The organism is Desulfovibrio sp. TomC, from assembly GCF_000801335.2.
Lineage (GTDB): Bacteria > Desulfobacterota > Desulfovibrionia > Desulfovibrionales > Desulfovibrionaceae > Solidesulfovibrio.
Window position 1 is genome coordinate 34,777 of the sequence record NZ_JSEH01000010.1, and the last position, 20,126, is coordinate 54,902.

Here is a 20,126-nt window from a genome sequence, read left to right on the forward strand (position 1 = left end):
GTCGCCCTTGCATGGCGTTACTGTATGGAAGCGGGCTGGTCCAGGCTCACGGTGCAGCATGGATGGGCAGAAGCGTGCTATTTGCTTTTGGCGCTGGCGAAAACCATATTCCTGAGCACGAGAAAACCTGTTTCCATGTACCAGAGCAGCTCAGACACGGACCGCATTTTGGAAAGTTGCACAAGTTGCTTCCAAGGCGTGTAAAAATGCTTGTACGCCGCTTTGTATCGGCGCAGAATGTCCTCTTTTGTAAAGCCTGGATACTCAAAGAATACCGCGCCGGAATAGAAACCTTGATTAAGATCGCGTCGCGTATCAACCAAAAACTTTCCATTGCGCTCGACTTGCCGATACAATTCTGTTCCAACAAAAGGAACAGCCAAACAGAAATTCGCTATGTCAAGTTTGACATCCTTTGCAAATCGCATCGTCCGCCGAAAGGCCTCTTCCGTTTCCCCAGGAAGCCCGATGATAAAAAAGCCGTACACAATGAATCCCATCCTTCGCGCCATGGCGATGGCCCGGGAAAGTACCGCAATATTAAGCTTTTTATTACACAATTCCAGGACGCCCGGATCTGCTGATTCGATTCCGAAGGCAACTTTGAAAACACCTGCTTTTTTCATTTTCTGAAAAATATTTTCGTCCAATCCTTCGGATCGAATTCCGACATTCAGATTGATAGCAAGATTGTAGCCGCGCTCGATAATACCGTCGAGAATTGCTTCCATTCTCTTGCGATCCATGGCGAAATTGTCGTCAAGAATATCGAGCTGCCGCACCCCAAACTCTTTGATGAGCCAGTCTATCTGACTGAGAACAGAGTGCGGGGAATGAAAGGTCACCTTGCGTTGAAAGATATCCTTACTGCAAAAGCTGCACCCATGGGCACAGCCGCGACTGGTCACCAATGGGGCAATCGGCCGCTTTCGGCTCCGACTCTTATACCGGGAAAGTGGTGGCAGGAGATGATAGGCCGGGAACGGCAAGGCATCCAGGTCGGTTATCCGCTTGACCGGATTGGCGCACAATGTGCCGGTAGCCTGATCTTTCCAGGCGGCCCCGGAGACACCTTCAAAAAGCGGACGTCGCGCTACGATGTTGCGGACCAGGTGCAGCAGGGATTCTTCGCCTTCTCCCCGAACGACGCCATTGCAGGCAAAATTGTCCAAAACCAATTCCGGCGCGACGCTGGGCAATGGCCCTCCAAGAACAACCACGGTTCCTGGACGTTTCGTCCAGAACAGTTCGCATAGCTTGCGCACGGAATCATAGGCAAATGAGTTGAGAGAGACTCCAATCAGCAGCGCATCCTTTGGCGTCCGTTCCAGCACCTCGTCAACGGACATTCGCTCCAGATTGTTGTCAATCAGGCAGGTCGCATAGCCTTGCGCTACCAGGACAGCGGCAATGCTGGCCAAGCCAACCGGTGGCCAAACACTGGATTCATTCAAACCCGTGGCCTGTGCATTTGGCGAAGGATTAATCAGGATGATATTCGGCATGGCCCCTTCTTTACGCCAAGTGCCAGAGGCGAAACACGCTCACGAGTATGCGTCGGCGCGGCCATACCGCGCCGGCGCATGGGCAGGCCTACCAGACCGGATTGCTGATGGGCACGATGTAGGTCTGGGCCAAATTGTTGTAGCGCACCACCACCCGCAGGGAGTGGATGCCCAGGTTGGCCGGGAAATAGAGGTAGCCCGGCATGAGGCCCATGGGGGCGATGGGGGCGGCTCTCCAGGCATAGGTGGCGATGTCCTGGTAGAGCGTGGCCCGGTACTGCTCCATGCTTGGCTGCTGGGACAGGGCCGCGCCGCCCAGGATGCCGACGCCGGCGCCAATAAGCGCCCCGGGACCGGCTCCCCAGCCGCCGTTAAAGCCCGAACCAATGAGCGCCCCAAGGCCGGCGCCCACTGCGCCGCCGGTCAGTCCACCGACCACCGCCGCCTCGGCGCTCTTCTTGTAGGCTGTGGAGTTGAACACCACGTCAGCCGCCGCTGCCACGGGATACGGCGGATATTCCACGCCGCCGGGGCCTATGCCGCGACACTCTTCGGCGTAGACCATGGGGGAGTAGCCTGATTTGTTGCGCACGAGCAGCAACGCCGGAAACAGGCCCGCCTCGTAATAGTTGATGCCTTTCCCGGACCAGGCGTAGCGCACCGCCCCAATGTCCCATTCCGCCGTCCGAACGGCGGTCGGCAGCATGGCCGGATCCACAACCCCGTTGATCTGCGGATTGGGGGGCGTATAGGTGGCGCAGGACGCCAGGGCCAGACACAAAACCAGCACAGCCAGAACCTTGATCGGGCCGGTCGGACAGGACAGTCGTTTCATAAGACCTCTTGCATAACGCAGGACATGGTTTGGCGACGGGCCGGACACCCCGCCGCTGGCATCTTTTACCGGCACAACCCGATAGAGTCCATGCTGTGGCGCAACCCGGATCGCGCCGGCGGACACTCCAGGCCGCATCCCCTTCGCATCGGGCGACAGGCCGCCCTACTCCACCAAGACGCCGGCGTATCCCACCACCTGCCCATAATCGCCGCTGGCCTCGGCCGAGGTGGCGTAGGCAGCCAGCCGGGCCGACGTCGCACCCAGGGCCAAAGCGGTCAACAGCCCAAGGACCATGGGCAAAACCCCGCACATGGTGATGCCCACCTCGCGCACCACCTGATACAATCCCGACGGATCAAGGGCCAAAATCCGGGCCAGAGCCAGGGTATCGAGCTTTTTGGCGGTATCGTGGGGCACGTAATGGCTCATATCCGAACTGACGACCACCGAAACAGACTGCCCCCAACCGGCCAACACCCCGGCCATGGCGGCAGCGGTTTGGGCCAGGACGGCCAAGTCCGGCTCGGCCACGGCCACCGGCACGATGCGGCAGGCTGGACGGACCTGGGCCAGAAACGGCAACAGCACTTCCAAAGAATGTTCGCCCAGATGAGCCTGGCGGTCGGAAACCAGAGCCGGCGCGGCCGCCAGCAGCGCCGCCGCCAGACCGTCGTCCACCGGCACGTCGTGGCCCGGAATGCGCCACGCCCCGGACGGCCACACCGCCAGACGCGCGCCCTGGCCGGTATGGTTTGGTCCCAAAAGAAGCAGAGTCTCGGCCAAGTTGGCCGCGCCCAGGGTGCGCCCGGCCACGGGACCGCTGTAGACGGCGCCGGCATGGGGGGCCATGGCCAGCAGGGTTGGCCGCTTTGACGGGGCTTCGGCCAAGGCCAGATAGCCGGCGGTTTCCCGGGCCAGGCCAGCGGCATCGCCGGGATAAAAGCGGCCCGCCACCACAGGCTGGCGCAGGTTGCCGTCTCGGGTTTTGGTCTGGGGCATGGCCGACTCCTTGTCTGCCGGCCGCGAGGGTCGGGACAGTAGGGGCAATCTAGCCCGGAGCGGCCCTCTTTGACAAGGGCAGGGCAAAGTTACTGGCTTTGGGTCAAGGCGTCGAGACGGTTTTGCAGGCCGCTGGCGGCCAGATCGGAGGCGGCCATGCGGCCGTAGAGGGAGTCCGGCGAGGCATCGCGCATGGCGGTGAGCGTGGCCCGCCAGCCCTCCACATCGCCCATGGCTCGCTGGATGGCGGCCATGCGCATCCGGTTGCCGGCCCAATCGTCGTCGCCTTCCTTGCACAGCGCGGCATATGCCGCGGCGTGCTTGAGAGCCTTGGCATACTCGCCCTGGGCCCGGGTGGATTCCACCAAAATGTTGACGGCAGCCTTGCGCTTGTCGCCGTCGCGGCCCGTCTCCTTGAACATGAAATCCGCCTCGCCGGCGTAGAGCTGGGCCTTTTCGTATTCCTTTTTGGCCATGGCGTCCTTGGCCACGAAATACAGGGCATAGCAGCGCTTCTCGGCCTCAAGCTCCTGATCGCCGGCCATCTTGGCCCACAGCTTGAGCGCCCGGTCGGATTCGCCGAGATTCTCCAGGGCCTCGGCCGCCAGATATTCCAGCCCCCGGCGCTGGCTGGGGGAAAACCGCCAGCCCTGGACCTGACGGGCCAGATCCACGATGTCGCGCCAGGCGCGTTCGTTCTGGTAGACCGACATGGCCATGGTCAGGGCCCAATTGCCGTTGTCGGTTTCCTTGGGTCCGACGTAGGGCAGGGCCTCACGGAGGGCCTCGCGGGTCTTGCCGGTCCGCAGGTAAGCCAGGGCCAAGCCCAGGCGGGTGGTGTCGGAGAGCATCCCCCGGTTGGCGTTGATGAGCCGGTGGGCCTCGTAGGCGGCGATGAGCCGGTCGTAATCCTTGTGGGCCAGCAGGTCGGCAGCCATCTTTTCAAAGGCGGTGATGGCCGTTTCCTCGGCTTTGGGGGCCAGGTCGCTCTTTGGATAGCGTTCCAGGTAGGCGGCGGCCTCCTTGAGACTGCCGGGGTAGTTCTGCTGGTGGAGCAGCCACATGGCGAGCTTGAGCTGGGCCAGGGGCGCCAGCGGGCTTTGGGGGTGGTCGCGGATGATGCCGGCGTAGATTTCCTCGGGGCTGCCGTACTCGGGCTTGTCAAAAAGCGAAAACATCTCGGAGATGGTGGGCTGATCATGCACGCCCTGCTCGGCCAGCCGCATTTTGGCCACGAGTCCGCCTTCGCTGTCGGGATAATCCTTGATGGCCAGATTGTAGAAATCCACGGCCCCGGGCTTGTTGCCCAGTCTGGCGTAGATGTCGCCGAGCTTGGCCAGGACCAGATCGGCATCCTTGACCTTGGGGTCCATGTTGTAAAAGAGCATGTAGGCGTCACGGGCTTTTTTATAGTCGCCATTTCTGTAGGCGATATCACCCGTTATCCGAAGAATTTGCGGGAATTCCACATAGTAACGCGGCCAGCGTTTGTCTATGTAGTCGGCGATCTGGGCCGCTTCCTTGTAGCGGCCAAGGCGCACCAGGGTCTTGGCCAAGCCCATGGCTCCCTCGCGCACGAACTTGCTCTCCGGGAATTTTTCAACCAGATTCTTGTATTCTTCTTCGGCCTTTTTGTATTCGCCCCGGTCAAAGTAGTACTCGCCCCAGGCGAAATTGACCATGGGCACGTTGGCGTCGGTGGGATACTTGCGCGTGAGCACGTTGAAATAGCCCTTGGCCTCGGGGATATTGCCCACGCGCAAATTGAGCATCCCCAGCTGCAACAACGCCTCCGGCACCCGATAGGAGTTGGGATTGACGTTTATGGCTTCGTTTAAAGCCTTTTGAATGGCATCGTAGTGACCAGCCGGGTCGTCCTTGTACGTATCCACCAGCACCCCGGCCAGGGAATGGACGGCCTCTTCGCGCACCTCGGGTTTGAGACCGGGTCTGGCAAGCAAATCGCGCATCATGTTCTGCGCCCCAAACAAATTGCCGCCCAACCGCTCGGCCTGGGCCGCCACCAAGGTGTTGGCGTCGTGGTCCTCTTCTTTGGCCGGCGGCGGTTCAACGGCAGGAGCGGCGGGAGCGTCCGGTGAGGTCGGCGGGGTGGCCGCAGCCATGGCCTTGGGCGTTGCAGGAGTGGGCTGTGGTCCGCTCCCGGGCGGCGTCACCGGACTGCGGGTCTGGCCGGCGGCGGCGACCTCCGGCGGAATCGGCGGTAATTTGACAGGCTGGCGCAGTTCGCCGCTGCCGCTGGTCCGGCCGGCAACGGTTTGCTGGTCCTGCCCGGCCGGTCTGTCGGTCAGGGCCGGAGAGGGGACCGTCTCCAGGCCGGCCGGGCGCAGGACCGGGGATTTTTCCGGCCCCACGCGAAGCGCCGTGGCCCGCATGGACGACGGCACGGCATAAAAGGGTTCCTTGGCCGCCTCGGCCGCTTTGGCTGCTCCCGGCGGCGGCAAGGCCGGGGCCAGAGACGGCGGCAAGGGCGGCAGGTCAAGGGGACCTGGCTTGTTGTTGGGCGGCGTGACTGGCAGCGTCAGGGAGGAAGACGGCTTGGGGGCGGCCTCGACCGGCGGCCAGGTGGTATTGGCTGCAGCAGACGGCGCCCCAGGCGTCCAGTTGGCCCCGGTCGGGTCACGGTAGACTTGGAGTTTGAGTCCCTGCTCGCCTTCTGGCCAGCCAACGAACCCGAAGGCATCGGATTTGAGACGCACCAAAACTGTGTCACCCGCCACCCGGACGCCTTCAAGCAGCCGGGAGGAATGGAAATCCGTCTGTGCCGGAGGTGGTTCGCCAGCCAGGGAACCAGGGGGAAAGGTCAGGCTTATTTCGACCGGACCGGTGCGGGCAATGGTGGGATAGGCCCCGCGCCGGGAAAATTGCAGGATCAGCGAATCCGTATCCGGCCGGGTGACCGTGGAGACAGATAAAGCGGCCGCCGGGCCGACGGACAGCAGGACCAATATGGCCGCAAAGAGGAACCGTCGCAGGACGGCGCGGGAGAAAAAGCTCACGCCGGGCTTCCTTGCAAGGAACATGCTACGGGCATGGGCGCGCAACTGGGCACCCCGGGCCTACTCCCCGGCCATATTGCGTTTTTTAAGCTTCTCGATGAGCGTCGTGCGTTTGATGCCAAGCAGCTCTGCGGCCTGGTTCTTGACGCCGGAGGCCCGCTCCAGGGCCTCAATGAGCAGCGTCTCCTCCATGGCGTCGAGAAATTCCTTGAGCCCCATGGATTTCTCGGCCAGATCGGCCAGGGTCGGCCAGCGAAAGCCCCCGGCAACAGCCTCGGCCATCGGCGGCGGCAGGGCCACGCCGGCGTTGTCGAGAATCTTTCGCGGCAGATCGTGCGGCGCGATCACATCCTGGTCGCACAGGATGGAGAGGCGCTCCATGAAGTTTTCCAGTTCCCGGACGTTGCCGGGCCAGGGATAACGGAGGATGAGATCGCGGGCTTCAGGGGAAAAGGTCTGGGTGCAGCGGTTTTTCTGACGGCAAAACCGGCCGAGAAAATGTGCGGCCAACAGCAGGACATCGTCGCCCCGTTCCCGCAAGGGCGGCAGGTGGAGCGGTATGACGTTTAAGCGGTAATAGAGGTCTTCGCGAAACCGACCGGTCTCCACTTCGACTTCCAGGTCGCGGTTGGTGGCGGCTACGATGCGCACGTCGGCCTTGAGGGTCTTGTCGCCGCCGACGCGCTCGAATTCCTTTTCCTGCAGCGCCCGCAGAATCTTCACTTGCAGGCTTAGATCCATCTCGCCGATTTCATCGAGAAAGATGGTCCCGCCCTCAGCCAGTTCAAACCGGCCCTGCCGGGTGCGCACGGCCGAGGTGAAGGCCCCTTTTTCGTGACCAAAAAGTTCCGATTCGAGCAGCTCGCGGGGGATGGCCCCGCAGTTGACCGGGACAAAGGGCTTTGTGGCCCGGTGGCTGTTGGCGTGCAGGGCGCGGACCAGCAATTCCTTGCCCGTGCCGGATTCGCCTGTGACCAGCACCGTCGAGTCGGTGGGAGCCACTTTGCCAAGCACCCGCAGCACCTCAGCCAAGCAGGCGCTTTGGCCAACCATGCCGGAAAGGTTCAGTTCCATCTGGCCTCCGGAAAAAAGGACCGCCCGATCCTGGCGGCTTGTCATGGTCTATAGCTTCGTTCCGGGGCTGTCAATTTCCTGACGGGAATTCCCGGCCTGCGCGCCATGACCGGGCGTGCCCTGGCGCGGCGCGGTCCGCACTGTCGCAGCCGGGTGGTTCCTGCGGATGGGACTAGACGCGGGTATCCAGGAGGGTGCCGAGCATGTCGTCCTGGGTGCGGATCACGGCGGCATTGGCCTCAAAGGCCCGGCTGGTCTCGACCATATCAACCGTCTGGCGGGCCAGATCCACGTTGCTGGTCTCCACCATCGCCGCAGTCGGCTCATACACGCCGGCCTCGTTTTGGGCGCTGACCGCGGCCGGACGGTAACCGCCGGCCGAATCATCCGTGACCACGTCGCCCACCCGTACGCCCTGACCGTTCGGCCCGGTGGTCAGACGCACGTCTTTGGACTTGTAACCGTCGGTATTGACGTTGGCCACGTTGTTGGCCGCAACCGCCATGGAGGTGCCCATGGCGCTGAGGGCCGACTGGGCAGAGGAGATGGCGTCAGTCATGATCTACGCCTCCTGGCCTGGAAAGAAATACGCTTCCTTTCTATAATGCAGTCCGGACCGACGGGCAAGGCGTGTCGGACGCTCTTTGCTTGAAGGGAGACTCCGGCCATGCTAGAGCCGGCCATGCGCCGCTTCCTCCCATTTCTTCCGGCCGCCGCCTTACTTCTGACGGTCGCCGGCTGCTACGAACCGCCGGAAACGGTGGACCGCTACGTCAACGCGCCCTATCTTTTCAGTTTCATCCCGCCCAAGGGCTGGACGGTGCGCGAAGAGAAAACAGCCGCCTGCCAGGCCTCGGTGGAAACCAGGCGCGGGGACTGCCGCTTTTATATCTGCGTCAGCGAACGTCCCGAAGACTTTCTGCCGACCACGTCGGACTTTGCCAACTGCGAACTGGTCAAAAATTATGTGACGGACACGCTCAAGGGCTACAACGTGAGCTGCCGCCCGTCCACGACCCATGGCCGACGCAGCTACGACGCCATCTACCTGCGAAACGTGGCCGACGAGGCCGGAACCGTGCGCCTGCAACTCGTTCGCCAGACCTTTCTCGCCCGGGGGAAAATGCTCTATACGCTGACCACCTACGCCTTCGGCCGCACCGAGGAAGAACTCAAATCAGCCACCTTGCCGTGCGAAGCGGAGATCGCCCGGGCCCAGGACACGTTTTTTCTGCATCAACCGGGCTCCTTGCGCCAGGAAGCGAAGCTGAGCGAGGGAGGAGAAAACAAAAGAGGCCTCCGGCGGCCGGGGGGATGATCCCCCCGGACCCCTGCAAAGGGAGAAGTTTTTCAAGGGGTTTTGGGCGTTGACGGGCAATCCGGTCGGCTGTGGAGCGGGACAAGCAGTCGTTAGCGTTTGACGGGGACCACCGTTGCAGGGGTCCGGGGGGTCATCCCGCCGGCCCCCCGGCAACTGGAAATGTTGTCTGAAGGGTTCAGGGCGCTGCCCCCCCCAAAAAAAGGCCGCTCCAGTCATGGAGCGGCCTACCTGCGTTCTGCCGGCTGCCCGGGAGGGGCTATTTGGGGATGAGGTCGCTTATGTGCTTGTCTGTGGCGATTTCGATGACCGAAACGCCCTTGAAGGCCAGGGCCTTGGCAAAGGCCGCACGAATCTCGATCGGGGCGGCTGCCTTGGCCGTGGCTGCGCCGTAGCCCTTCCCCAGAGACACGATGTCGAGCCCCGGCAGGTCCAGGCCCGGCACGCCCGGCGTTTCCTCCAGCCGGGCAAAGGCCTTGAGAATGCCGTATTGCTCGTTTCGAAGCACCACGAACACCACATGCGCCCCGTGTTGCACGCCCGTCCAGATGGACTGAAGCGAATACTGGAACGAGCCGTCGCCAATGACCGCCACCACCGGCCGGTTGCGTCCGGTGCGCGCCTCGGCCATGGCCAGTCCCACGGCTGCGGGCATCCCCCAGCCCAGCCCCCCCGAAGCCATGACATAGGAACTGTGGGGCCGGGTCACCACGCCCAGGGAGGTCCCGGCCAGATCGCGCATGTTGGAGGGCGACTCGTTGACCACGATCACGTCCGCCGGGGCGCTCTCGGACAGGACGGCAAAGATCTGGCCCGGGGTCAGGGGCAGCGGCGCATCGTCCGGCACGGCCGCCACCGGAGCGTTCTGCCTGACCGGCCCCCGCACCGGCCGGCTGCCCACCAGGGGGAGAAGGGCCTCCAGGGCGAGCAGGCTGTCGGCCACGAGGCTGTCGCCGGCGACGGACTTGGCTGCCTCGTAGGGGTCGTCGATGATCTGCAACAGTTTCGTGCCGGCCGGCAGGATCTCCCCGGCCACCCAGGGATAGTAGCGAAAGACCGGCGCGCCAACGACCACGACCAGATCATGGCCGCTAAGCGCCTGGCCAAGCGGCCCCACGGCCGGCGGCAGCACGCCGGCATAAAGCGGATGGTTGCCGGGAAACGGCACGCACTCGGTAAAGGGTCCGAGCCACACCGGGGCTTGCAAGGCCTCGGCAAAAGCGATGCCGGCCTCCCAGGCCTGGCTGCGTGAGAGATCGCCGCCGTAGACCAGGACGGGATTGTGGCTGGCCCGGATGCGGGCGGCGAAATCCTCAAGGCGCGCCGGGTCCGGGGCGTGGCGGGTGGAGACGCTGCGCAAGACGTCGCGAGCGTCCATCTCCTTGTCCCAGTCATCAAGCGGCAAAGAGAGAAAAACCGGTCCCGTGGGCTGCTGCACGGCCATGGCATAGGCGCGCATGAAGGCTCCGGGCACATCCTGGGGTCGTTTGGGCTCATAGCTCCATTTGACCCAGGGCTTTGGCAGCACGGTTTCCTCGGTGTTGGTCAGAAACGGTTCGCCAAGGAGCATCTCGCGGGTCTGCTGCCCGGCGGTGATAATCAGCGGCGTCTTGTTGAGGTAGGCGGTCAGGATGCAGCCCATGGCGTTGCCCATGCCGGCCCCGGTATGGACGTTGACGAGAACAGGCTTTTTGAGCCCCTGGGCCAAGCCGTCGGCAATGCCGATGACGCTTGATTCCTGCAGGGCCAGAACATAGGTGAAATCTGCTGGAAAATCTTTGAGAAACGTCTCTTCCGTGGAGCCGGGGTTGCCGACAACGACCGTCAGATCGAGACGACGCAAGAGTTCAAACGTCACATCGCGCACAGAAGGCATAGTATTCTCCCAAGGTACGACCTTTGGATGGCGGGTCCAGGCTGACGCCGCAGAGGCAGCGCCAGGACGTCGGGTCAACGCGCCTGCACAGGCAGGAAGGACCGACGATGGTCAGCATTGCCACCAGGCAGGGGGAGAGGTCAAGACGGAAAGGCCGGAGCAACGGGAAACTGCGCCGCGAACGCACCCCTAGGTCGGGCTTGAAACGTCCTTGAGATTGGCTTCCAGCACCTCGGCCAGCTGTTCGATGGAGTGCGGCTTGGCCAGATAGTCGTTCATGCCCAGGCGCAAAAACCGCTCCCGGTCCTTCTCGCTGGCATAGGCCGTCAGGGCCACCACCGGGATGCGCTTGGACAGGCCCGGCACTTCGCCGTTACGGATGTGATGGGTGCACTCGATGCCGTCCATGACCGGCATCTGGATGTCCATGAGCACCGCGTCCACCTGCTCCCTGGAAAGCATGGCCAGCGCTTCCTGGCCGTTTATGGCCTCGAGCACGTTGTAGCCAAGGCGCGCCAGGGTGCGCCCGGTGGTCAGGCGGTTGATGCGCTCGTCCTCAACCAGGAGCACCGTATAGTCTTCGGGCGAAAAAACCGGATCCTCGCTGGCATAGACCACGGCCGCATCCCGGCATTCATAGTCCGGCAAGGCAAAGGGCACGGTGAAGTAAAACGTGCTGCCGTGGCCGGGCGTGCTCCGAACCCAGATACGTCCGCCGAGCATCTCCACCAGATGCCGGGCAATGGACAGCCCGATCCCGGCTCCGCTGAGCCGTTTGGTCAGGTAATGTTCGGCCAGCTCAAAATCCTCGAAAATTTTCCCTTGCAAGGCCTTGGCAATGCCGATGCCTGTATCGCGCACCATAAAAAGCAGGGTGCAGTACTGCGGGGCAAAGGCGGCCCGGGCCGAGGATATCCGCTTGGCCCGGACCTCGATGGCGCCGGTTGTGGTGCATTTGAGGGCATTATCCACCAGATTGGACAGAATCTGGCGCAGGCGGAAGACGTCGCCCACCAGCCGCTCCGGGATACGGGGGTCAAGGCGTGTGACAAAGCCGATGTTTTTGACTTTGGCCCGCACGCCGTAGCCGCGGACAAGCGAGGCCAGCAGATCGCGCACGCTGCACGACGACAGGACCGGCTCAATGGCTGCGGCATCAATGTCGGCCAACTCCAGCACATTGTTGACAATGGACAACAGCCGCTTGCCCGAGTCCTCGACGATCTGCCAAAGCTCTTCCTGGTCCTCGCCCTGACCACCCGACAAGGCCAGCTGGGTGGCCCCGATGATGCCGTTTAAGGGCGTTCGCAACTCGTGGGTGATGTTGCCCAGAAACTGGGATTTGGCCTGGCTGGCGGAAAAGGCCAGTTCCTTTTCCCGACGCAACTGGTTTTCGGTTTCCTTAAGCCGCGTAATGTCACGGGAATAGCTGGCCACGGAGACGACATGCCCGGCTTCGTCGGCAATGGGGCACAGGCTGACCTGATACACATGGTCCGCATGGCGCTCTTCATACCAGACAATGGTGTTGCTGGCGGCAGCCTCGCGGAGGTGTTCCCGCCGCATCTCGGCCAGCTCCGGGGACATGGAGTCATACAGGCTGGCCCCGACCAGACTGCCGACGGTCTGGCCGCGTCGCCTCGCAGCCTCTTCGTTGAGCACCAGGATGTAGCCGTCAATGTCGGATAAAATGATGGAGTCATGGGTGGCGTCGAGCAACCCCTTGAAAATGGCTTGGTTTTCCGCCAACAGATGCTGGGACAGGACGAGTCTGGTCACGTCTTCACGGATGATGATGCCGCCCTTGACCACGCCGTCCTCAAGGACCGGGATGCCGCGGATATTCTGGTAGGCCGATTGTCCGCCGCTGCACTCGTCGGTATACAGCGCTTCCAGATGGACGGTCTTTCCGGCCAGAATGCGCTTTATTTCGGTTTCAATGCCGGCGGAAAGGATGCCGGGCAGCTCCTGGAGCTTTTTACCGATATAATAGTCCCGGTCGCGCTTGCCCCGGGCGAAATTAGCCAGATGCCAGTCGTTGACGAAGGTGATGACGCCCTCGGCGTCGATGCTCATGATCGACACCGGGGCCAATTGAATGATCTGCTCGCATTTGGCCGCGAGCACGTCTTGGGCACACATGTGTTTTCCCATACCCGTACAGGGAATTACGAACAAGGGATATTGCGCGTACTGCTGCCCGGCCTTGATCCAAAAGCAACCAACAGCTTGTCATTCAAGGACAAAACAGTCGGCCTTCAAACCAAGCAAACGGTGGTCTCCCCTGCGACGCCCCCCGGGGCACCCCCCGGACAGGGCCGCCTCCGGCCGCTGCGACGTCTTCCCGATTCCGGACGGCGTAGTGTCCGGCTTTTCCGGTAGACCTTGCCAGGCCTCAAGGCTGTGAACGCAGCTTCTTCACCGTTCGCCGGCCTGAGGCCGCTCGTTTCGTCCTTCGATGTCGGCAAAGGCGCTGTGGTTGTGGATGGACTCGAAGCTCTCCACCTCCACCCGAAACCACGTCACCTTGGGGTGCTCCCGCAGGGCCCGGGCCACCTGCCGGGCCACATCCTCGACAAAGGTGGGGTTGGCAAAGGCCTGCTCGGTCACAAATTTTTCGTCCTCGCGCTTAAGGAGCGCATAGACCGGCGAAGACCCGGCCGCTTCGGCCATTTCGATCAGCTCCTCCAGCCACACAAAGCCTGTGAAGCGGCAGCGGATGGACACGACCGCCCGCTGGCTGTGCGCCCCCTGGTCGGAAATAGCCAGGGAGCACGGACACACCGTCATGACCGGCACGTCCACGCCAAGGGTCTGGCGGAATTTTTCGCCTTCAAACTCTCCGGACACGTGACAGCTGTAGTCCATAAGGGCCGAAGCGCCGGTGGCCGGCGAGAGCTTGGACAAGAAATAGGGAAACCGCAGGGTCAGGTGGGCGTTTTGGGCCTCCAGCCGCTCGCGCACATCGGCAAGAAGCGCCCGAAACGACACCAGATCGAGTTCGCCGGTAAAGCCAGACAGGGCCTCGACGAACCGACTCATGTGGGTGCCTTTGAAGCGGGCCGGCAGATCGACGGACAACTCCACATCGGCCACCGTATGCTGGCGGCCGCGGACCCGGTCGCGGACGGTGAGCGGCAAACGAAAATTCTTGATGCCGACCCGGTCCAGATCGATGGGGACCTCGGGGGGTCCGCTTTGCACGTCTTGCATGGCCATTCAGTGAGTCTCCAACGACAGCCGGGTCTGTCCCGGCCCGCCCCGATGGGGGAAATTGCTCCCCCGGCCCCATTCGGGGCCGGGGACTGCGGGGAGGCGGTTAGTACGCCGCTAGGGCGGGACTGTAAAGCTCCCCGCCTGCGGACGCTGCACGCACCGTTGCCGCGCCCCCGCCGTCGTGAATGTGGCGTCTGGCAAAACGAACCCGGGGCCGGCTCAGGGAGAACGGACGCGGTTTCGCGTCGCGTTCCCAATAAAGCACTTCAGTTTTTCTGTGAATAAAATCTATAAGTTCACGTGCTGTTGTCTGCCAAACACTTGGAAAAAAAACCGAACGCGACGCTAGACGATTTCCTGGCCGGTGGTGGCCAAGGCAAGTTTGCCGTATTTGACGCCGCGGGTGGAAATGAGCTTTTGCGACAGCCGCTGCACCGCCTCGCCCGGCCCCTTGAGCACCAGGGCTTCCAGACAGTTGTGATGGTCGAGGTGCACGTGCATGGTGGATAAGATGACGCCGTGCTGCTCATGCTGGGTTTCAATCAGCCGCTGGGCCAGATCAGAGGTGTGGTGGTCGTAGACCAGGGTCAACACCCCGGCCACCTCCTTGTCGGACTGCTCCCATTCCTTTTGCACCAAAACACCCCGGATAAGATCCCGGATGGCTTCGGAACGGGTCTGATAGCTTTTTTCGTCGCACAGGGCGTCGAATTTTTCCAGCAATTCGGAATTAAGCGAAACACCGAAACGGATGGTCTGTCCCATGCGTCTTCCTCCCTATGGTCTGATCTCGTAGAGGCTGATGGTGCTGCGGCACGAGGCCACGGACACGGATTCCTCATGCAGCCGGGTCACGGCAAATCCGTCGGCGGCCAGCCGGTCCCAGACCGGGCGCGACACTTCCCGCCAGGGTTCGGACAGGACAATGCTGCCGCCCGGGGTCAACAGTGAACGGAAAAGCTGGGTCAGCGGTTCGTAAAACCGCGTTTCGTATAAAATGTCGCTGCCCCAGATGCGCTCGAACACCCCGGGCCGGCAGGCCGGACGGCGCCAGTCCATGACGGCAAACCTGGCGTCCAGGCCGTTTTCCCGGGCATTGGCCAGACCGTGGGCCACGGCCGCCGGCTCGTAGTCCACCCCTAGCACCTTCCCGCCGGCCGCCGCTCCGGCCATGGTCGAAAGCCCCATGCCGCAGCCGAGATCGAGACACTGTCGGCCAGCCACATCCCAGGCCCCGGACCCGAGCCAGGCGGCCATGAGCACGCTGGCCGGCCACAACTCGGCCCAATATGGCATATGTTCGTCCGCTCCGAAATCATCCCGGCCAAGCCCGGCCCACAGCGATTCCATGTCGGCCCGACGGCACAGCGTGAATTCCCGGCCGGCCAAGGCCAGCCGCATCCGCCCGTCCTGCCATTGCGGGACATCACGGGAGTGTGGGACAATCGGGGTCGGAACATATTTCTGGCTCACCCAAGGCTCCTCAAGGGACCAAAAGCGCATCACGGCGCATCATCCGTGTTACCGTGAAACCCTCAAATGCGCAACAGGGAGCACGGCCGACGATTCTTCGGCCTGCTGTCGGAACAATTCGCGGGCACAGCTTGCCCCAGGCCAATCAAAGCGGTATTTGACGGCCAGCCCGTCACGACCCCAGGCGGGCTGCCAAACCGACCGATCATCACGCCAGGGAGAAGCGCCATGCAAAAGGATCTGCTCTATTCCAAAACCCACGAGTGGGTACGCATCGAGGACGAAATCGCCATGGTCGGCATTACCGACTTTGCCCAGGAACAACTCGGCGACATTACCTATGTGGAGCTGCCCGCCGTCGGCGACACCGTGGAAGCCGGACGGGAAATGGGCTCTGTCGAGTCCGTCAAGGCGGCCAGCGAACTCTACAGCCCGGTCAGCGGCGAAGTCATTGAGGTCAACGACGAGCTGGAAGGCGCGCCGGAGAAGGTCAACACCGACCCCTACGGCGAAGGCTGGCTCATCCGGGTACGTCTGAGTGACGAACCCACCGGCCTGCTGTCGCCCGAAGAATACGAGGAACTGGCCAAGGCCGAGCATTAAACCGGAGCGTCACATGCCCTATATCCCCCATACCCCGGAGGAAATCCGGGAAATGCTCGACGTTGTCGGCCTGCCCGACATAGACGCCCTTTTTGCCGAAATCCCGGCCTCGCTGCGGCCCAAAAGCTTTGACCTGCCCAAAGGGGCCACGGAAATGGCCGTGCGCATCGCCATGGAGCGGCTGGCGGCCAAAAACCGGATCGACATGGTCAGTTTTTTAGGCGGCGGCTATTACGACCATTACGTCCCGGCCGCCTCGGACATGCTGTTGTCGCGCGGCGAGTTCTACACCGCCTACACGCCCTACCAGCCGGAAGCCTCCCAGGGCACGTTGCAGGCCATCTTTGAATACCAGACCGCCGTCACCCGGCTGCTGGACATGGAATGCTCCAACGCCGGGGTCTATGACGGCGGCACGGCGCTTTACGAGGCGCTCATGATGGCCGTGCGCCACACCCGGCGCAAAAAAGCCGTGGTCAGCGAGACCGTCAGCCCCATCTACCGCATCGTCCTGGCCACCTACACCAAAAACCTCCATCTCGATCTGGTGGTGGTGCCGCATAAAAACGGCCTGGACGACTTCGAGGCCCTGTCTGCGGCCATCGACGCCGAAACGGCGGCGGTTGTGGTGCAAAATCCCAATTTCTTCGGCAACGTCCAGGACTTCACCGAACTTTTCGCCACGGCCAAGGCCAAGGGCGCGGTTTCCATCATGTCCTGCTATCCGGTGCTCCAGACCGTCCTGAAGACCCCCGGGGCCATGGGAGCCGACATTGCCACGGCCGAGGGCCAGAGCCTCGGCCTGCCGCTGTCCTTTGGCGGACCGTATCTGGGCATCATGACCTGCCAAAAGCCCATGATCCGCCAGATGCCCGGCCGCATCGCCGGGCGCACCAAGGACGGCCAGGGACGCACCGGCTACGTGCTGACCCTGCAAGCCCGGGAGCAGCACATCCGTCGCCAGAAGGCCACCTCCAACATCTGCTCCAACCAGGCCTTGTGCGCCCTGCGCGCCCTCATAAACCTCTGCCTGACCGGCAACGAGGGACTCACCCGGCAAGCCGCCCGGTCCATTGAAAACGCCAATTACGCCGCCTGGAAATTGTGCTCCATTCCCGGGGTGTCGCTCCTCAATGAAGCCCCGTTTGGCAACGAGTTCGCGGCCGTCTTTCCGGTCAATGCCAAGCAGGTGGCCAGAACGCTCATGGACGACGGCATCGTGCCGGGCTTTCCGCTGGGCCGCTACTACCAGGGCCTGGAAAACGCGCTCCTTATCTGCTGCACCGAAAAGCACGACCGCGCCGACATCGATCGTCTGGCCCGGCGGCTGGAGAAAGCCTTATGAGCACTGTTTTTTCCAAATCCGTGCCCGGCCGCGAAGGGGTCTGGCCCGACGCCCCCAAGACCGCGCCCATCGATTTCATCCCGCCGGGCCTGTTGCGCGACGGCGACGTCGGCCTGCCGTCGCTGTCCGAACTTGACGTGGTGCGCCATTTTACGGCCCTGTCGCGCAAGAACTACGGCATCGACTCCAACTTCTATCCGCTGGGGTCGTGCACCATGAAGTACAACCCCAAGTTCACCGAGGAAGTGGCCGCCCTGGCCGGCTTCTCCAGGCTCCATCCGCTCACCCCCCAGCTGCCCGGCGGCGGCGACATGTCGGCCGGGTCGCTCGAAGTCATGTATGAGATGGAACAGTGCCTGTGCGAAATCACGGGCATGGCCGCCTTTACCCTGCACCCCATGGCCGGAGCCCACGGCGAATTGACCGGCGCGCTCATGATCGCCGCCTATCATGCGGATAAAGGCCATAAAAAGACCAAGATCATCTGCCCGGATTCGGCCCATGGCACCAACCCGGCCTCGGCCGCCATCGCCGGTTTCGAGGTCGTGACCATCGAATCCAAGGACGGCATGATCGACCCGGCCGCCCTGGCCGCCGTCATCGACGACGAGACCGCCGGTGTCATGATGACCGTACCCAACACCCTTGGCCTGTTCGAGCGCCATCTGCCCGAGATCGTGGCCCTTTGCCGCAAATTCGACGCGCTCCTCTACTACGACGGGGCCAACCTCAACGCCATTTTGGGCAAGCTGCGGGTGGGCGACGCCGGTTTTGACGTGGTGCACCTCAACCTGCACAAGACCTTTGCCACGCCCCACGGCGGCGGCGGACCGGGGTCCGGTCCGGTTGGCGTGTCCGAGCGGCTCATCCCCTATCTGCCCATCTCCCGGGTGCAAAAGGACGACGCCGGCCGGTTCTCCCTCAGCTACGACCATCCCAAATCCATCGGCTATGTGGCCCCGTTTTACGGCAACTTCGGGGTGGTGCTCAAAGCCTACGCCTACATCCTGCGCCTGGGCCGCGAGGGACTGACCCGGGTGTCGGAGTCGGCCGTGCTCTCGGCCAATTATATGCGCAAGCGGTTGGCCGACGCCATTGAGGTGCCGTACAACCGGGTGTGCATGCACGAGTTCGTGGCTTCCGCCGCCAAGCTCGCAGCCGAGAAGAACGTCCGGGCGCTCGATATTGCCAAGGCGCTCCTGGATCGCGGCTACCACGCCCCGACCATCTACTTCCCGTTGATCGTCAAGGAAGCGCTCATGTTCGAGCCGACCGAGACCGAGAGCAAGGACACGCTTGACGTCTTTGTGGCCGATCTGCTGGACATCCTGGCCCTGGCCGAGACCGATCCCGAGGCCGTGCGCGCCTGCCCCACCACCCTGCCGGTCGGCCGCCTGGACGAGACCCATGCTGCCCGGGCCATGGAGATCACCGATGACCTCTAATCCGGCCAAACGGCTGGTGGTGGTCGGAGCCGGTCCCGGCGGCTACGAGGCGGCGCTGACCGGCGCGACGGCGGGCCTGGCCGTCACCCTGGTCGAGCGCGGCAAACTGGGCGGCACCTGCCTCAATTGGGGCTGCATTCCCACCAAGCACCTGCTGGCCACCACCCTGGCTGTGGAAGCCCTGGCCGCCCAGGCCAAACAGAAGCTGGCCAGCGGTACGGTGACCCCGGATCTGGCCGCCATCCAGGCCAAAAAGAAAAAACTCATTGCCGCCACCCACTCGGCCATGGCCGCCACGCTCCAAAAAGCCGGCGTCCGACACGTCACGGCCAACCTGACCGGGGTCGCCCCGGGCCTGGCCCAGGTGGCCGGCGGCGGCGAAACCGAAGACCTGCCCTTTGACGCCCTGATCCTGGCCCTGGGCTCGCGGGCTGCCAGCTTCCCCGGGGTCAAGCCCGACGGACAGGCGGTGCTCGGCGTTGCCCCGGTGCTGGATTTCACCGAAGCGCCCGAGAGTCTTGTCATTGTCGGGGCCGGGGCCATCGGCCTGGAGATTGCCGCCGTCTACCATCGCCTGGGGACCAAGGTGACCCTGGTCGACGCCGCCCCCCGCCTCGCCCCGGCCGAAGACCCGGACGTGGCCAAGGTCGTGGCCCAGGTCATGCGCCGCCAAGGCATCGACGCCCGCCCCGGGGTCACGGTGGAAAGCCTTGTCACCGAGGACGGCCGGGCCAAACTCACCCTGGCCGGCGGCGAAACCATCCTCGCCGACAAGGCGCTCGTGGCCATCGGCCGCTTTGCCGCCACCGTCGTCCCGGGCCTTGCCGACTGCGGCGTGGCCTTTGCCGACCCCTCGCCCAACCGCTCCTGGATCAAGACCGGCGACACCCTGGAGGCCGCGCCCGGCATCTATGCCGTGGGCGACTGCAACGGCCGGGTGCTCCTGGCCCACGCCGCATCCAGCCAGGGCGTCTATGCCGCCCGCCACGCCGCCGGGATGGAAACCGGGCCGTATGCCCCGGGTCCCATCCCGGGCTGCTACTACGGCTCGCCGGAGATCATGCGCGTCGGGGCCATCGCCGCCCCGGGCGATCTGGTGTCCGAAGCGGCCTTCGTGGCCAACCCCATTGCCCAGGCCCATGCCGATACGCCCGGCTTTGCCCGGGTGGCCTGGAAGAACGACAAAGTGACCGGCATCACCGCCGTCGGCCACGGCGCATCGACCATGGCCACGCTGGCCACGGTCATCGTGTCCCAGGCCTGGACCCGTAACCAAGCCGAGGAACTCATCTTCCCGCATCCGGGACTGGACGAGACGCTCAAGGCTGCACTGTTGGGCGAGAAAAAGGTGAAGGCGTAAGGGGAAAAGTTATCGGGGGAAGCTGTGTGAAAGCAGTTTCCCCCGTACCCCCTAAGC

At 63.2% G+C, this 20,126-nt stretch carries 16 protein-coding genes; 5 read left to right on the forward strand and 11 right to left on the reverse strand.

Translation table 11 applies throughout. The features are described 5' to 3' along the window. Positions 1 to 77: 77 nt before the first annotated feature. The 6 genes from NY78_RS11115 to NY78_RS11140 form a co-directional block, all read right to left on the reverse strand. Positions 78 to 1,505, reverse strand: coding sequence for a B12-binding domain-containing radical SAM protein (locus tag NY78_RS11115; protein ID WP_043635695.1), 1,428 nt, complete (start codon positions 1,503 to 1,505; stop codon positions 78 to 80). A gap of 88 nt (positions 1,506 to 1,593) precedes the next feature. Continuing rightward, entirely contained in the window at positions 1,594 to 2,340 is a 747-nt protein-coding gene (locus NY78_RS11120) for a hypothetical protein (protein ID WP_043635697.1), read from the reverse strand. Between the two features lie 165 nt (positions 2,341 to 2,505). Continuing rightward, complete coding sequence (amrB, locus tag NY78_RS11125; protein ID WP_043635700.1) at positions 2,506 to 3,342, reverse strand: AmmeMemoRadiSam system protein B; 837 nt, start codon at positions 3,340 to 3,342, stop codon at positions 2,506 to 2,508. Between the two features lie 89 nt (positions 3,343 to 3,431). Further along, entirely contained in the window at positions 3,432 to 6,383 is a 2,952-nt protein-coding gene (locus tag NY78_RS11130; protein WP_043635703.1) for a tetratricopeptide repeat protein, read from the reverse strand. Positions 6,384 to 6,419: 36 nt separating this feature from the next. After that, entirely contained in the window at positions 6,420 to 7,433 is a 1,014-nt protein-coding gene (locus tag NY78_RS11135; protein ID WP_043635973.1) for a sigma-54 interaction domain-containing protein, read from the reverse strand. A 172-nt stretch (positions 7,434 to 7,605) separates the two neighbouring features. Further along, positions 7,606 to 7,992 carry a flagellar basal body rod C-terminal domain-containing protein gene (locus tag NY78_RS11140; protein ID WP_043635706.1) on the reverse strand — a complete coding sequence of 129 codons (387 nt, stop codon included), beginning with the start codon at positions 7,990 to 7,992 and terminating at the stop codon, positions 7,606 to 7,608. Positions 7,993 to 8,100: 108 nt separating this feature from the next. Here NY78_RS11140 and NY78_RS11145 point away from each other — a divergent pair, with 108 nt between their 5' ends. Next, complete coding sequence (locus tag NY78_RS11145; protein ID WP_047960150.1) at positions 8,101 to 8,751, forward strand: hypothetical protein; 651 nt, start codon at positions 8,101 to 8,103, stop codon at positions 8,749 to 8,751. Between the two features lie 259 nt (positions 8,752 to 9,010). Here NY78_RS11145 and mdlC read toward each other — a convergent pair whose 3' ends face one another. The 5 genes from mdlC to NY78_RS11170 form a co-directional block, all read right to left on the reverse strand. Then, positions 9,011 to 10,627 (reverse strand): benzoylformate decarboxylase, encoded by a 1,617-nt coding sequence (mdlC, locus tag NY78_RS11150; RefSeq protein WP_043635709.1) that lies wholly within the window; start codon positions 10,625 to 10,627, stop codon positions 9,011 to 9,013. Between the two features lie 189 nt (positions 10,628 to 10,816). Next, entirely contained in the window at positions 10,817 to 12,769 is a 1,953-nt protein-coding gene (locus NY78_RS11155; protein ID WP_043635712.1) for a PAS domain-containing sensor histidine kinase, read from the reverse strand. A gap of 276 nt (positions 12,770 to 13,045) precedes the next feature. After that, entirely contained in the window at positions 13,046 to 13,840 is a 795-nt protein-coding gene (gene folE2, locus NY78_RS11160; protein WP_082139984.1) for a GTP cyclohydrolase FolE2, read from the reverse strand. Between the two features lie 348 nt (positions 13,841 to 14,188). Continuing rightward, positions 14,189 to 14,608: a nickel-responsive transcriptional regulator NikR gene (gene nikR, locus NY78_RS11165; protein WP_043635718.1), complete on the reverse strand. Its 420-nt coding sequence runs from the start codon at positions 14,606 to 14,608 to the stop codon at positions 14,189 to 14,191. A gap of 12 nt (positions 14,609 to 14,620) precedes the next feature. Beyond that, on the reverse strand, positions 14,621 to 15,244 hold the full coding sequence (locus tag NY78_RS11170) for a class I SAM-dependent methyltransferase (RefSeq protein WP_231583941.1): 624 nt from the start codon (positions 15,242 to 15,244) through the stop codon (positions 14,621 to 14,623). A 300-nt stretch (positions 15,245 to 15,544) separates the two neighbouring features. Between NY78_RS11170 and gcvH the strand changes: the two genes are divergently transcribed. Genes gcvH through NY78_RS11190 form a run of 4 tightly spaced genes read left to right on the forward strand, consistent with a single transcriptional unit; the run spans position 15,545 to position 20,069 of the window. Beyond that, complete coding sequence (gene gcvH / locus NY78_RS11175; protein ID WP_043635725.1) at positions 15,545 to 15,919, forward strand: glycine cleavage system protein GcvH; 375 nt, start codon at positions 15,545 to 15,547, stop codon at positions 15,917 to 15,919. A gap of 13 nt (positions 15,920 to 15,932) precedes the next feature. Beyond that, positions 15,933 to 17,264, forward strand: a complete 1,332-nt coding sequence (gene gcvPA, locus NY78_RS11180; protein WP_043635728.1) for an aminomethyl-transferring glycine dehydrogenase subunit GcvPA — start codon at positions 15,933 to 15,935, stop codon at positions 17,262 to 17,264. Continuing rightward, complete coding sequence (gene gcvPB, locus NY78_RS11185) at positions 17,261 to 18,709, forward strand: aminomethyl-transferring glycine dehydrogenase subunit GcvPB (RefSeq protein WP_043635730.1); 1,449 nt, start codon at positions 17,261 to 17,263, stop codon at positions 18,707 to 18,709. The genes gcvPA and gcvPB overlap by 4 nt, the downstream gene beginning before the upstream one ends. Beyond that, positions 18,699 to 20,069 (forward strand): dihydrolipoyl dehydrogenase family protein, encoded by a 1,371-nt coding sequence (locus NY78_RS11190; protein WP_043635732.1) that lies wholly within the window; start codon positions 18,699 to 18,701, stop codon positions 20,067 to 20,069. Before gcvPB ends, NY78_RS11190 begins: the two co-directional genes overlap by 11 nt. Positions 20,070 to 20,126: the final 57 nt, after the last annotated feature.

Excerpts from the sequence above, each read along its gene's own strand:
- nikR (WP_043635718.1), bottom strand. The coding sequence starts at position 14,608 with ATGGGACAGACCATCCGTTTCGGTGTTTCGCTTAATTCCGAATTGCTG.
- NY78_RS11190 (WP_043635732.1), top strand. The coding sequence starts at position 18,699 with ATGACCTCTAATCCGGCCAAACGGCTGGTGGTGGTCGGAGCCGGTCCC.
- NY78_RS11140 (WP_043635706.1), bottom strand. The coding sequence starts at position 7,992 with ATGACTGACGCCATCTCCTCTGCCCAGTCGGCCCTCAGCGCCATGGGC.
- NY78_RS11115 (WP_043635695.1), bottom strand. The coding sequence starts at position 1,505 with ATGCCGAATATCATCCTGATTAATCCTTCGCCAAATGCACAGGCCACG.
- NY78_RS11120 (WP_043635697.1), bottom strand. The coding sequence starts at position 2,340 with ATGAAACGACTGTCCTGTCCGACCGGCCCGATCAAGGTTCTGGCTGTG.
- folE2 (WP_082139984.1), bottom strand. The coding sequence starts at position 13,840 with ATGCAAGACGTGCAAAGCGGACCCCCCGAGGTCCCCATCGATCTGGAC.
- gcvPB (WP_043635730.1), top strand. The coding sequence starts at position 17,261 with ATGAGCACTGTTTTTTCCAAATCCGTGCCCGGCCGCGAAGGGGTCTGG.
- NY78_RS11130 (WP_043635703.1), bottom strand. The coding sequence starts at position 6,383 with ATGTTCCTTGCAAGGAAGCCCGGCGTGAGCTTTTTCTCCCGCGCCGTC.
- gcvH (WP_043635725.1), top strand. The coding sequence starts at position 15,545 with ATGCAAAAGGATCTGCTCTATTCCAAAACCCACGAGTGGGTACGCATC.
- NY78_RS11170 (WP_231583941.1), bottom strand. The coding sequence starts at position 15,244 with ATGCGGCTGGCCTTGGCCGGCCGGGAATTCACGCTGTGCCGTCGGGCC.
- mdlC (WP_043635709.1), bottom strand. The coding sequence starts at position 10,627 with ATGCCTTCTGTGCGCGATGTGACGTTTGAACTCTTGCGTCGTCTCGAT.
- NY78_RS11145 (WP_047960150.1), top strand. The coding sequence starts at position 8,101 with ATGCTAGAGCCGGCCATGCGCCGCTTCCTCCCATTTCTTCCGGCCGCC.
- amrB (WP_043635700.1), bottom strand. The coding sequence starts at position 3,342 with ATGCCCCAGACCAAAACCCGAGACGGCAACCTGCGCCAGCCTGTGGTG.
- gcvPA (WP_043635728.1), top strand. The coding sequence starts at position 15,933 with ATGCCCTATATCCCCCATACCCCGGAGGAAATCCGGGAAATGCTCGAC.
- NY78_RS11155 (WP_043635712.1), bottom strand. The coding sequence starts at position 12,769 with ATGTGTGCCCAAGACGTGCTCGCGGCCAAATGCGAGCAGATCATTCAA.
- NY78_RS11135 (WP_043635973.1), bottom strand. The coding sequence starts at position 7,433 with ATGGAACTGAACCTTTCCGGCATGGTTGGCCAAAGCGCCTGCTTGGCT.